Annotated in this window: 13 protein-coding genes; 6 read left to right on the top strand and 7 right to left on the bottom strand. The window is 60.9% G+C overall.

Features of this window, described 5'->3' with window-relative positions:
- Positions 1–33 precede the first annotated feature (33 nt).
- The 3 genes from ASE80_RS17975 to ASE80_RS17965 are packed head-to-tail and all read right to left on the bottom strand — an operon-like array spanning position 34 to position 3,583.
- Positions 34–981 carry a dihydrodipicolinate synthase family protein gene (locus tag ASE80_RS17975; RefSeq protein WP_056860119.1) on the bottom strand — a complete coding sequence of 316 codons (948 nt, stop codon included), beginning with the start codon at positions 979–981 and terminating at the stop codon, positions 34–36.
- Between the two features lie 38 nt (positions 982–1,019).
- The gene (locus ASE80_RS17970; protein WP_056860118.1) at positions 1,020–1,946 is read right to left on the bottom strand and encodes a 4-hydroxyproline epimerase; all 927 of its coding nucleotides are present in this window, start codon (positions 1,944–1,946) and stop codon (positions 1,020–1,022) included.
- Between the two features lie 11 nt (positions 1,947–1,957).
- Positions 1,958–3,583: an APC family permease gene (locus ASE80_RS17965; RefSeq protein WP_056860117.1), complete on the bottom strand. Its 1,626-nt coding sequence runs from the start codon at positions 3,581–3,583 to the stop codon at positions 1,958–1,960.
- Positions 3,584–3,872: 289 nt separating this feature from the next.
- On the opposite strand from ASE80_RS17965, the gene ASE80_RS17960 reads away from it, so the two are divergent.
- The 3 genes from ASE80_RS17960 to ASE80_RS17950 all read left to right on the top strand — a co-directional run bounded on the left by ASE80_RS17960 (position 3,873) and on the right by ASE80_RS17950 (position 7,348).
- The gene (locus ASE80_RS17960; RefSeq protein WP_056860116.1) at positions 3,873–4,631 is read left to right on the top strand and encodes an AraC family transcriptional regulator; all 759 of its coding nucleotides are present in this window, start codon (positions 3,873–3,875) and stop codon (positions 4,629–4,631) included.
- Between the two features lie 72 nt (positions 4,632–4,703).
- On the top strand, positions 4,704–6,770 hold the full coding sequence (gene treS / locus ASE80_RS17955; RefSeq protein ID WP_056860115.1) for a maltose alpha-D-glucosyltransferase: 2,067 nt from the start codon (positions 4,704–4,706) through the stop codon (positions 6,768–6,770).
- 185 nt (positions 6,771–6,955) lie between these two features.
- The gene (locus ASE80_RS17950; RefSeq protein WP_056860114.1) at positions 6,956–7,348 is read left to right on the top strand and encodes a tautomerase family protein; all 393 of its coding nucleotides are present in this window, start codon (positions 6,956–6,958) and stop codon (positions 7,346–7,348) included.
- 48 nt (positions 7,349–7,396) lie between these two features.
- Here ASE80_RS17950 and ASE80_RS17945 read toward each other — a convergent pair whose 3' ends face one another.
- The 4 genes from ASE80_RS17945 to ASE80_RS17930 form a co-directional block, all read right to left on the bottom strand.
- Complete coding sequence (locus tag ASE80_RS17945; protein ID WP_056860113.1) at positions 7,397–8,002, bottom strand: cysteine hydrolase family protein; 606 nt, start codon at positions 8,000–8,002, stop codon at positions 7,397–7,399.
- Positions 8,003–8,193: 191 nt separating this feature from the next.
- Positions 8,194–8,895, bottom strand: a complete 702-nt coding sequence (locus ASE80_RS17940; RefSeq protein WP_082463641.1) for a 2OG-Fe(II) oxygenase — start codon at positions 8,893–8,895, stop codon at positions 8,194–8,196.
- Complete coding sequence (locus ASE80_RS17935) at positions 8,892–9,161, bottom strand: Ada metal-binding domain-containing protein (RefSeq protein WP_056860111.1); 270 nt, start codon at positions 9,159–9,161, stop codon at positions 8,892–8,894. The genes ASE80_RS17940 and ASE80_RS17935 overlap by 4 nt, the downstream gene beginning before the upstream one ends.
- Positions 9,151–9,768 carry a 2OG-Fe(II) oxygenase gene (locus tag ASE80_RS17930; protein WP_056860110.1) on the bottom strand — a complete coding sequence of 206 codons (618 nt, stop codon included), beginning with the start codon at positions 9,766–9,768 and terminating at the stop codon, positions 9,151–9,153. Before ASE80_RS17930 ends, ASE80_RS17935 begins: the two co-directional genes overlap by 11 nt.
- Positions 9,769–9,980: 212 nt before the next feature.
- On the opposite strand from ASE80_RS17930, the gene ASE80_RS17925 reads away from it, so the two are divergent.
- The 3 genes from ASE80_RS17925 to ASE80_RS17915 all read left to right on the top strand — a co-directional run bounded on the left by ASE80_RS17925 (position 9,981) and on the right by ASE80_RS17915 (position 12,832).
- Positions 9,981–11,699, top strand: coding sequence for a hydrogenase maturation protein (locus tag ASE80_RS17925; protein WP_056860109.1), 1,719 nt, complete (start codon positions 9,981–9,983; stop codon positions 11,697–11,699).
- A gap of 83 nt (positions 11,700–11,782) precedes the next feature.
- Positions 11,783–12,334 carry a GNAT family N-acetyltransferase gene (locus tag ASE80_RS17920; protein WP_056860108.1) on the top strand — a complete coding sequence of 184 codons (552 nt, stop codon included), beginning with the start codon at positions 11,783–11,785 and terminating at the stop codon, positions 12,332–12,334.
- Between the two features lie 54 nt (positions 12,335–12,388).
- Complete coding sequence (locus ASE80_RS17915; protein WP_056860338.1) at positions 12,389–12,832, top strand: anti-virulence regulator CigR family protein; 444 nt, start codon at positions 12,389–12,391, stop codon at positions 12,830–12,832.
- Positions 12,833–12,852: the final 20 nt, after the last annotated feature.

Raw genomic sequence — 12,852 nt, 5'->3', positions numbered from 1 at the left:
CCGCTGCGAGAACCACAGCGGCGCGCGAGGGAGTCAGGCCACGTTCTGTTCAGCCGACCAGTTGGCGTACCACTGTCGGAACAACGCGTACTGGTGCTCGGCATAACGCTGTTGGGCGGTGCTGAGTGCGTCGGTTTCGTTGAAGTGCAGGGCGTAGCCCTGGTCGCCGTTGAGCACCATCAAATGCTTGTAATACAGCACCAGGTCGCAACCCTCGTCGAAGGACGACAGCACGCCCAGCGCGGCCTCCAGCTCACGGGCCAGGCGCCGGGCCTTGGCGTCGCCTTTGGCGGCTTTTTTGCTCAGGGCCACCAGTTGCAGCACTTCGCGCGGCAGTGCGTTGCCGATACCGGTGATGGCGCCGGTGGCGTTGCAATTGACGAAACCGTGTACCACTTGGGTGTCGACGCCGACCATCAGGGTCACGGCATCGTCCTGGGAGGTGATGTTTTCTGCGGCGTAGCGCAGGTCGGCGCCGCCGCCGAATTCCTTGAAACCGATCAAGTTGGGGTGTTCGCGGCGCAGTTCAAAGAACAGGTCTGCGCGGGTAGCGAAGCCGTAATACGGACTGTTGTAAATCACTGCCGGCAGGTTCGGCGCGGCCTTGAGGATCGCCGAGAAGTGCGCCTTTTGCGCGGTGGCCGAAGCGCCACGGGACAGCACGCGCGGGATTACCATCAAACCATGGGCGCCGACCTTGGCCGCGTGGGCGGCGTGGGCCACCGCTTCACGGCTGTTGACCGCGCCGGTGCCGACGATGGTCGGCACGCCAGCGGCAACCAAACGGGCCACGCCTTCCTGGCGTTCGGCTTCGGTCAGCAGCGGCCAGTCACCCATGGAGCCGCAATACACCACGGCGCTCATGCCGATATCGATCAGTTCACGGCCCTTGGCGACCAGGGCGTCGAAGTCCGGTTTACGCTCAGGCGTGCACGGGGTCATCAGTGCAGGGATGCAACCGGTGAAGATGTTGTCGCTCATTGTTCTAACTCCAGCGTTCAGTTAAATAAGGCCCAGGCTCAGATGCCCCAGGCAAAAGGGTCTTGTTCGTCGATCAGCAAGGTGCTGTCGGCGGTCATGTAGGCGCGGCCGGTGATGAAGGGGCGAATGCGCTCGCCATCCCATTCATAACGGCCTTCGAATTGGCTGCCGGTGATGCTGGCTTGCACCCAGGTGGCGCCCGGCGCGAGTTTGTCGTCAGCCGCCAGGCACGCCAGTTTGGCGCTGGTGCCGGTGCCGCACGGTGAGCGGTCGTAGGCTTTGCCGGGGCACATCACGAAGTTGCGGCTGTCGGCGTGGGCGTCGTCGGCGAACAGTTCGATATGGTCGATCAACGCACCGTCTGCACCGTGGATGCCTTGGGTTTCCAGGGCCTTGAGCATCGCCCAGGTGTAGTCGGTGAGGGTGTCGACGTTGTCCATCGCCAGCCGGTGGCCGTGCTGCGACACCAGGAAAAACCAGTTGCCGCCCCAGGCAATATCGCCATGCACCACGCCATAGCCCGGCACGTCCACCGCTACCTGCTGGCGATGACGGTAGGCGGGTACGTTGCGCAAGGTCACTGCGCCGTCGTCGTGCAAGGTGGCCGCTACCGGACCCACCGGCGTGTCGATGGTGTGCACGCCAGGCCCAATGCGGCCCAGGTGGTGCAAGGAAGCAACCAGGCCGATGGTGCCGTGGCCGCACATGCCCAGATAGCCGGCATTGTTGAAGAAGATCACCCCGCAGGTGGCGCCGGGCGTGACCGGCGCGCAGTACAGCGCTCCAACCAGCACGTCATTGCCACGCGGCTCCAGCAGGCAGGCGCGGCGCCATTGATCGTGTTCGCTGCGCAAGGTGTGCAACTGCTCGGCAATGGTTGCGCCGGCGAGCGCAGGGAAGCCGTCCATTATCAGGCGCGTCGGTTCGCCGCCGGTGTGGGAGTCGATAACATGCAGGCGCTTCATAACAGGCTCCATCAGTGAGTGGCTGGCGACAGTGGCGCGCTGTAATGCGCGTCGCTGACGGCTTCGCTTTCGTCGTCTTCGTGTTCCAGGCGCACCAGATGCGCGGGCACACCAGTGGCGGCGCCCCAGTAGTAGATGCCCAGGGCGCAGAGGGCGACGACCAGCGTGTCAAACGGATGGCTGATCACACCGATGCCGCCGAAACTGCCGAGATTGGACAGCAGGATGGTCACCGCATAAAAGCCGATCAGCCAGGCCGATGAGCGCACTTGCTGCTTGAGATTCAGGTGCGCGGTGGGCACCCAGCGTGCGCACAGCAGGTACACCACAAACATCAGAATTTGCAGGCCAAGCAACCACGACACGGTGCTCCAGCCCGACCAGTAAACGATCAGCGCGGCGATGATGAACGACAGCGGGCCGAGCACCGCCATGCCTTTGACCCGGAACGGCCGCGGCATGTCCGGTGCATTGCGGCGCAGCGCGGCGACGGTCACCGGGGCCACCGCGTAGCTGAGAATCAGCGCCGCCGACACCACATTGATCAGCGCTTCCCAGGACGGAAACGGCAGGGTCCAGAACACCGACAAACCAAAGGTCAACCACAGCGCCGGACGCGGTATGCCGGACTTCTCATCAATGCGCGTAAAGATCTTGAAAAACGTGCCGGTCTGCGCCCAGCCGTACACCACACGCGGCGTGGCGTTCATGTAGATATTGCCGCAGCCGCTGGGCGAGATCACCGCATCGGCCACCACCAGGTACGCCAGCCAGCCCACGCCCAGTGCCAGGGCAATGTCGCGATACGGCAGCGCCAGTTGCTTGCTGATACCCGCCCAGCCATCGGCGAGCATCTTGGTCGGCACGCCACCGAGGAACGCGGTTTGCAGCAGCACATAGATGGCGGTCGAGAGCAGCACCGAGAGGATCAAGGCAATCGGAATCGTGCGTTGCGGGTTCTTTACTTCACTGGCCACCGAGATGATCGGCGTGAGGCCCAGGTAGGCAAAAATCACCCCACCGGCCGACACGGCCATCTCGATGCCCGACAGGCCAAACGGGGCAAAGCCCTGGGTCTGGAAGTTCTCGGGTTTGAAGAAGGTGAATAGCACACCAATCACCAGCAACGGCACGATGAACTTGAACACGCTCACCAGGTTATTGGCGATGGCGAAGGTCTTCACGCTGCGGTAATTGAGCACAAAAAACAGGCACAGCAGGGCGAACTGCACCAGCCAGCCCAGGGTGGTCGGGTCGCTGGAACCGACCTTGGTCAGTTCGGGAAACCAGGCAGCGGCGTATTGGCGCGAGGCGACCACTTCGATGGCCACCAGGCTTGAGAACGCGATCAGCGTGATAAAGCCCATCAGGTAGCCCAGCAGCGGGCCATGGGAATACACCGGGTAACGCACCACGCCACCGGCGCGGGGCAGGGCGGCGCCGAGCTCGCAATACACGATGCCCAGCAGCAGCACGGCGAAACCGCCGATCAGCCAGGAAATAATCCCCGCCGGGCCGGCGATGGCGGACACGTGGCTGGCCGCAAATAACCAGCCCGAACCGAAGATGGCGCCTAACCCGATAAAGGTCAGGTCCATCAGTGAAAGTTGTTTCTTGAACTTGCCTTGAGCAGACATGGCGGCGCCTTCTTGTGAGTTATTGGATAGGCATGCAGTGGCGATATCCTGAACCGATCAAGGGGCGCTGCGATTGATGTTTTGCGTTGATGTGGATGACGAATTCGGCACAGTTTGTATCCGCCGATCTAAGCTTTTATGTGGGAGCTGGCTTGCCTGCGATGCGGTTGACTCGGTACATCAGGCACACTGAGTTGATGCCATCGCAGGCAAGCCAGCTCCCACAACCTTGTGTGGATACGCAGGCTGGCATAGTGCAATCTGCCTAAAAAAATCGGAGCCTCAGGCCATGCTGCCCAGTGCATTTTCGACCTTTCTACAGGCCAACCGCCCCACCAGCATCGAGCAACTATTGGCCGGGGTCGCGCAGTTGTTGCCCTTGCTCGACGTAATCCCCAATGCCGCGATTTTCATCAAGGATATCGACGCCCGTTACGTGCTCGCCAACCACACCCTGGTGCAACGCTGCGGCCTTAAACAGCTGCATCCGCTGCTGGGCAAGACCAGCGCCGAAGTGTTCCCCGCGCAATTGGGGCCGGGCTACACCGAGCAGGACCGACGCGTGCTGGAGCAGGGTTTTGTGCTCGAAGACCAGCTTGAGCTGCACCTGTATGGCAGCCGCGAACCGGGCTGGTGCCTGACCCACAAATGGCCGTTGTACAACGACAAGGGCACGATCATCGGCCTGGCGGGTATTTCGGTGGACCTGCAATCGGCCAGCGAAACGCACCCGGCCTACCAGCGCCTGGCCGCCGTGGATGAACACATTCGCCAGCATTTCAACCGACGCGTCACCCTCGGTGAGCTGACCCGCATTGCCGGGATTTCCGTGGCGCAACTGGAGCGCTACTGCAAACGCGTATTCCACCTTACGCCCCGGCAGATGATTCAGAAGGTGCGCCTGGAGCATGCGCGTCGGCTGTTGCACACCGACCTGCCGATCACCGAGGTGGCGCTGCAATGCGGCTACACCGACCACAGCGCGTTTACCCGCCAGTTCAAGGCGTTGACCGGGTTTACGCCCAGGCAGTATCGGCAATTGGAGTAAATGCAACGAATCATGGCATCCGCTGCTCCTATGCTTACGAATAACCTTTTCACGGCAAGAGGAAACAGGCTTATGACGGCGGCGGACAACGATCATGTGAACTGGCTGGTGCAACAATCCATGCTCAATGCGGCGCGTCAGCGGGCCAGGCTCTATAGCGGGCAAGGGCGCTTGTGGCAGCAGCCGTATGCGCAGACCCGGCCGCGTGATGCCTCAGCGTTGTCGTCCGTGTGGTTCACCGCGTACCCGGCATCGATCGTGACCCGTGAAAACGGCACGGTGCTCGAAGCCCTGGGCGACGAAAGCCTGTGGCAGGCGTTGTCCAAAATTGGCATTCAGGGCATTCACAACGGCCCGCTGAAAAAGTCCGGTGGCCTGGACGGTACGCGGCATACGCCGACCATCGATGGCAATTTTGACCGCATCAGCTTCGAGATTGACCCACAGTTGGGCACCGAAGCGCAGTTGCAGGCGCTGACGCGTATGGCCGCCGCGCACAATGCGGTGATCATCGACGATGTGATCCCCTCCCACACGGGCAAGGGCGCGGACTTCCGCCTGGCCGAGATGGCGTATGAGGATTATCCGGGGCTCTACCACATGGTCGAGATCCGCGAGGAAGACTGGCCCTTGCTGCCCGATGTGGCCGAAGGGCGTGATGCGCAGAACCTCAGCCCCGCGCAGGTGGATGCGCTGCGCGACAAGCATTACATCGTCGGCCAGTTGCAGCGGGTGATCTTCTTCGAGCCCGGCGTCAAGGAAACCGACTGGAGCGCAACCCCGGTGGTCGTTGGCGTGGACGCCAAACCACGCCGCTGGGTGTACCTGCATTATTTCAAGGAAGGCCAGCCGTCGCTGAACTGGCTCGACCCTTCGTTTGCCGCGCAGCAGATGATCATCGGCGACGCCCTGCATGCCATTGATGTGATGGGCGCCAAGATCCTGCGCCTGGACGCCAATGGCTTTCTCGGCGTGGAGCGCAAGCTGGACGGCACCGCCTGGTCGGAAAGCCACCCGTTGTCGATCACTGGCAACCAGTTGCTGGGCGGGGCGATTCGCAAAGCGGGCGGGTTCAGCTTTCAGGAGTTGAACCTCACCGTCGACGATATCGCCGCCATGTCCCACGGCGGTGCCGACCTGTCCTATGACTTCATCACGCGCCCGGCGTATCAGCATGCCCTGCTGATGGGCGACACCGAATTTCTGCGCCTGATGCTGCGTGAGATGCACAGCCAGGGCATTGACCCAGGCTCTTTGATCCATGCGCTGCAAAACCACGATGAGCTGACCCTGGAGCTGGTGCACTTCTGGACCTTGCACGCCCACGACAGTTACCTCTACCAAGGCCAGACCTTCCCCGGCAACAGCCTGCGCGAGCATATCCGCGAGCAGATGTACGAGCGCCTGGCCGGCGAGCATGCGCCGTATAACCTCAAGTTCGTCACCAATGGGGTTTCTTGCACCACCGCCAGCATTATCACGGCAGCCTTGGGCATCCGTGACCTGGAGGCGATCACGCCGGCCGATATCGAGCAGATCCGCCGTATCCATATACTGCTGGTGATGTACAACGCCATGCAGCCTGGGGTGTTTGCGTTGTCGGGTTGGGACCTGGTCGGCGCGTTGCCGTTGGCGGCCGATGCGGTTGCGCACTTGATGGGCGATGGCGACACGCGCTGGATTCATCGCGGTGCCTATGACCTGGTGGAGTTGAACCCTGACGCCGAACTGTCCGCCGGCCAGATGCCAAGGGCGAAAACCCTCTATGGCAGCCTCAACAGCCAGTTGCTGGACCCGGACTCGTTTGCGTCCCAGTTGCAGAAAATTCTCGCGGTGCGCAACGCCTACGGAATCGCCGCCAGCCGCCAGATTCTGGTGCCGGATGTGGAGCATCCGGGGCTGTTGATCATGGTTCACGAGTTGCCGGCCGGGAAGGGCACGCAAATCACCGCGCTCAACTTCGGCAGTACGGCACTGACCGAAACCCTGCACCTGCCCGACATTGCGCCGGGGCCGGTGGTGGACATTATCAACGAGCGGGTTGAGGGCGATCTGACTGCTGAGGGTGAGTTCACCATCACGCTGGACGCGTATGAGGGGCTGGCGCTACGGGTGGTCAGCCTGTCGCCGATGCTTTAGGAGCGCGAGGCGCTGATCGCCTGGTCGATCAGCGCTGATTATGCATTTGCCGGGAGCATTGATAACATGCAATTTGCGCATTATTAAATAAATAAATATACGCTTGATGAATTTTGTCGTTCGGGCTAGCGTAGTCTCAATGGCCGCTTTCGAGTACCGGCCACTGACCTGCCGAGGAATTTCCCATGCCTTTAGTTCGAATCGACCTGGCCGCCGACACCTCCACTGAAACCGCCGCTGCGATTGGTGACGTGATCTACGCCGCCATGACGAGCGTGGCCAATGTACCTGAGCATGACAAATTCCAGATCATCAATCGTCACGCCAAGGATGAGTTGGTGTATCCGGCGGCGGGGTATCTGGGGATTACCTACACGCCGAACATCGTGTTTATCCAGGTGACCTGGAGCGCCGGGCGTAGCATCGCGGTGAAAAAGGCTTTTTATAAATTTATCGCTGAGGGTATCCACGCCAAAACCGGGCTGCGCAAAGAAGATGTGTGGATCAGCCTGGTGGATGTAAAGCGCGAAGATTGGTCGTTTGGCAACGGAGAGATGCAGTACGTGCCCGACGAGTGAGGCAGGCCTGCAAGCAGGCGGCGACTCAGTGATGAGTCGCCGTTGTTTTTATTGGGCGTTCAATGCTTGTAGAAACTGGGTGTGTTTCAGCGTTTGCGAGAACATCGGCAAGGTGAAGTTCTCGGCGGCGTGTTGTTGCTCATCACTGAAGGTGGCGGTGCAGTCGGTCAACGTCACCACGTCGTAGCCTTTCTCATAACCCGAACGAACCGTGCCTTCAACGCAGCAATTGGTCAAAAAGCCCGCGACGACCAGGTTCTGGATGCCGTTGTTGCGCAGCACCAGGTCCAGGCCGGTGGTGGCAAACGCATCCAGGCCGCGTTTGCCCTCGATCAGGATGTCAGCCGGCTCACGGCTCAGTGCCTCGCTGATCTCAGCGCCCCAGCTGCCAACTCGAAAGGCGCTGCCGTCTGCCACACCCTTGAGAATGCCGTAGGAGCGGTGCGTCAGTTCGGGGTAGCCGTCGGCAAATTGAATCGGCATATGGATGATCTTCACACCGAGTTTTCGTGCTTGTTCAACGGTGGTTGCAGTGTTTGCCAGCATGTCGGTGCTGTGCATGACGCCTTTGACCGCGTCGTGAAACACCCCACCCGCAGTGGTGAAGTCATTTTGGAATTCAATCAGGACCAATGCGGTTTTCGTCGGGTTCATAGTGATGCTCCGTCAGGTGGTTTTTTCACTACAGCAGTTATAGGCGCCAAATCCAAGGGCCGCACTCATCGTGTGGGGGCGGGCTTGCTCGCCAATGCGGTGGGTCAGTCAGTGTTTACGTGTCTGACACACCGCATTCGCGAGCAAGCCCGCTCCCACATAAAAGCAGAATTGCGACTCGATGACCGCATTCATTTGGCATCGTGAAAAATGATCCCCAGCGTGTGGCGTTCTCCACGATGCAGGCGGCTCACCCCATGACGCACGCTGACTTTGCAAAAACCACGCGTGGAGCGTTCCGGGCGGCTGTTGACGGCAAAGATCAGCGCCTGGCCTTGTTCAAGGGGGACCACTTCAGCCCGAGCGGGCTTGCTGGAGCCAGTGTGAGTGAGGACGAACTCACCCCCTTCGAAATCCAGGCCCGGCTGGTCCAGCAGGAATACCACCTGAAACGGAAACACCTGCTCGCCATACAAGTCCTGATGCAGGCAGGTGTAGTCATCTTGTCGATAGCGCAGCATCAGCGGCGTGGGCCTGCATTGGCCGGCCTGGTGACATAGCGCTTTGAATTGGGCATGGGTGTCGGGGAATCGTTGATTGATCTTCAACGCCGCGTGCCAGCGATTGGCGACCGGTGCGAGGCGTTCGTACAGGCGCGAGCGCAGGTTGTCGACGAGCGCCGGCAGCGGGTAGCGAAAGTATTGGTATTCACCCTGCCCGAAAGCGTAACGCTGCATGACGATGCGGCTGCGGAAATGGCTTTCATCGGCATAGAGCGCTGCGAGTTGCTGACAGGTTTGCCTAGCCAAAAGTCTTGGCAGCAGCGCGAAACCGTCGTTCATCAGGTCCGCTTCTATCGTTGGCCAATCGAGACTTTCCAGATGAGTGTTCATAAGGGCTGCTGACGTTTCCATTCGCGATACTCGGCTGGCATGCACATGGCGCAGGGGCGATAGCCCGCAGCGATGGCGCTGGATTGATTGAGGAAAAACACCCGGTGCTGCACATAGCCACCACGGGCGATGGCGTGCAGCGCCGCGCGGCAATCCAGCTGGCCGTAGCGTTTGCCGCGTCGATGGCCACCCAGCGTGCCCGGTTGGGCGCTTGAGTAGGGTTGACCATCGCTGCCCAACAACCGCCATACACGCTCAGCAGTCATCGGGCGCCCCAGGGCCTAAGTGAAAACTGAGCAAAAAACCGCGCCGTTCGCCGCTTCGGACTGGGCTGATCGCGTGTTTCATATTCACCCGGTAGTAACCCTTGCTGCCCTTGAACGGGCGGTGCGCCGTGGTGATGACCGTCAGATCGCCACGCTGCAACGGCACCACCATCGGCCGCGATTGCATTCTGGGCCGTTGCTCGGTGAGGATAAATTCACCGCCGGTGAAATTCTCAGCGGGCGCCGACAGCACGCCGACCAGTTGAAAGGGGAATACGTGCTCGCCCTCGGCGTCCTGCCCCAACGCCTGGTGCTCGTCTTTGCGCAGGCATGTCAGCTGGGGCAGTGCTTGCTGTTGGCCGACGGCGCGGCACTGCGCGTGAAAGTCGGTGAGTTGGGGCGGGAAGCGGTAGGGCAGTTGCAGGATGTCGTTCCACTGGTTGGAAAGCTGTGCCAATGGCGGATAAAAGCCGTTCAGAAGGTGGGTGAACAAGCCTGGGACCTCAAGTTCGACCATGCCGGGCAGCACGATGAAACCTTCGCGGTCGAGTGCCAGGCGGATGATTTGCCAATCCAGGCGTTCCAGGGTGGCGGCAAGGGGAGTCATGAAAGCCTCGGTCACTGAGCATTCGCGCCAGTGTAGGCAGGCGCCCGGTCACTGAAACTCCGGTTCTTGCGACGCAATTCAGCACTCCCGCACCGAAGATTGATCTCGGTCAGGTGCCCCGCCTGGCAGGCCTTTTAACCTTGCGCTTCCATCAAAGGCCAGGGACGGCTCAATGCGAGCCTGTGGCCGTGCACCTCAAGGAAGAGTCTGCCATGCGATCACTGAAGATCATCTTGTTGTCCTCTGCATTCAACGGTCTGACCCAACGGGCCTGGCTGGATTTGCGCCAGTCGGGGTTCAACCCCAGCGTGGTGCTGTTCACCGATGAAGCCTCGGTGTGCCGGCAAATCGAGGCATCGGACGCCGACCTGGTGATCTGCCCGTTCCTCAAGGACCGCGTGCCGCAGCAGCTGTGGAGCAACCTCGACCGCCCGGTGGTGATCATTCATCCGGGTATTGTCGGTGACCGTGGCGCCAGCGCGCTGAACTGGGCCATCACCCGGCAGGTCAGCAGCTGGGGCGTCACCGCGTTGCAGGCGGTGGAGGAGATGGACGCGGGGCCGGTGTGGTCGACCTGTGAATTCGACATGCCCGCCGAGGTACGCAAGTCCGAGTTGTACAACGGGCTGGTGCGTGATGCGGCGATCACCTGTATTCGCGACGTGGTGGAAAAATTCACCCGTGGTGTGCTCCCTACGCCGCTGGATTACACGCAGCCCAACGTTATCGGGCGCTTGCAGCCGAACATGAAGCAGGTAGACCGGGCTTTCAGCTGGCACGACTGCGCGCGCTTCATCAAACGCAGCATCGACGCCGCCGACGGCCAGCCGGGTGTGTTGGCCAGCATCCAAGGCGAGCAGTATTACTTGTACGACGCGCACCTGGATGCACGCCGGGGCCTGCCGGGTGAAATGCTTGCGGTACAGGATGATGCGGTATTGGTCGCGGCCGGCGATCAGAGCGTGTGGGTCGGCTCGCTCAAACGCAAGGCCCAGCCAGGCGAGGAAACCTTCAAGTTACCGGCCCGTCACGTGTTGGCCGGGCGCCTGGCGCGCGTGCCCGTGCTGGACAGCTCAATCGCCCATCAAGCCTTCAATGAACAGGCCTATCAACCGATTCGCTATCGAGAGTGCGGCGATGTCGGCGAGTTGACCTTCGAGTTCTACAACGGCGCCATGAGCACCGTACAATGCCAACGGCTGGTCGCTGCACTGCGTTGGGCCAAGGCGCGCAGCACAAAGGTGCTGCTGATCAAGGGCGGGCGTGGCAGCTTTTCCAATGGCGTGCACCTCAACGTCATCCAGGCCGCAGCCGTACCGGGGCTGGAGGCTTGGGCGAATATCCAGGCGATCGACGATGTGTGCCAGGAACTGCTGACCGCCCGGCAACTGGTGGTCAGTGGCCTGACTGGCAGTGCCGGCGCCGGCGGTGTGATGCTGGCCCTGGCGGCCGATATCGTCTTCGCCCGTGCCGGCGTAGTACTCAACCCGCATTACAAGAGCATGGGCCTGTATGGCTCCGAGTACTGGACCTACAGCCTGCCGCGTGCGGTGGGCAGTGAAATTGCCCATAAGCTCACTGAAGAGTGCCTGCCGATCAGCGCCATTCAGGCACAGCAGTGGGGCATGGTGCAGGACATTGGGCCACGTTGCCCGAGTGCGTTCAGTGCATGGTTACTGCAAGCGGCCCAAGGCGCGCTGAGCGATGAGAAATACGCCGCGCAACGCATGCGCAAAGCCACTATCGACTTTGAGCCAATGGATCGCTGCCGCCAAAACGAGTTGGCCCAGATGGAACTGGACATGGTGCACAACCGCCAGCAGTTTGCCGAGAAGTGCCGCAACTTTGTGTTTAAGCGTAAAGCCTGCCAGACGCCGCAACGGTTGATTGCGCCGTGGGCGTTGGCGCGTAAGGGCGAACTGGTCGACTGAGCAGTACTGCGCTGCCCCATGTGCTTGCGAGTGCCATATCCCTTGCGCGATGATCTGGCACTGTCAGCGCCTGGAGTACAGTAATGCAATCGCTACCCATCCCGCCCTCCATCAAGGGCGCGTTAATTGAGCTGCGCCCGCTGGAAGCCGGGGATTTCGAGGCCCTGTATGGCGTCGCCTGCGACCCGTTGATCTGGGCCCAGCACCCCAGCCCCACGCGCTACCAGGAACCGGTGTTTCGCGAATGGTTCGAGCAGGCGCTGGCATCCCCCAGCGTTGTGGTGGTGATCGACCGAAGCAGCAACAGGGTAGTGGGTAGCTCTCGTTACTATGACTTCAGTGAGCCGCAGCGTGAGGTGGCGATCGGGTACACGTTTCTGGCGCGTGAAAAATGGGGCGGCGGGGCCAATGGCGAGCTTAAACAACTGATGCTCAAGCACGCCTTTCAGTGGGTCGATACCGTATGGTTCCACGTCGGCGCCGACAATATTCGCTCGCAACGGGCGATGGAGAAAATCGGCGGGCAGCTTTCGCATACCTCAATAAAAACCTTCGCAGGGCGTTCGCAAGAGAATCGGTTTTATAAAGTTGAGCGGGCTGCATTTGAGCGCTCCGTAATGGGCGAGCGCTACTGATTTCGGCAATTCGATCTATATTCAAAAGGGCAGTCCCTTCTGGAGTGAATGATCATGTTCAAATCTCGCTCGTTGGTAGTCGTCATCACTTGCATTGCCCTGGTCGCGGGCTCGGCGACGGCGTTGGCTGATCCTGGTAACGGGAAGGGGCAAGGCCATGGCAACGGCAACGGCAACGGCCAAGGCGGGCAGGGCAAGAAGGGCAAAGGCGGCGATTCGCACTATGGTCCGAGCATTGATCGAGGCAGTGTGCTGGGCGTGCTCGGTGGCTATCGTGATTATTGGCGGCCTGGCCCACCACTGCCCCCTGGCATACAAAAGAACCTCGCCCGAGGAAAGCCGCTGCCTCCAGGGATTGCGAAAAAGCTGGACGGCCGATTACTCGGCAGGCTGCCTCATTACGACGGCTACGAATGGCAGCAGGCAGGCACGGATCTGATCCTCGTGGCTATTGCTTCCGGGATCATCTACGAAGTGCTTAACGGCGCTTTTGACTAGTGCGCTGAAAGCCTGGCGCA

The organism is Pseudomonas sp. Leaf15 (assembly GCF_001421425.1).
Classification (GTDB): domain Bacteria; phylum Pseudomonadota; class Gammaproteobacteria; order Pseudomonadales; family Pseudomonadaceae; genus Aquipseudomonas; species Aquipseudomonas salomonii.
Note: the sequence above shows the minus strand (reverse complement) of the source record. Positions and strands in the feature narration are given on the sequence as shown.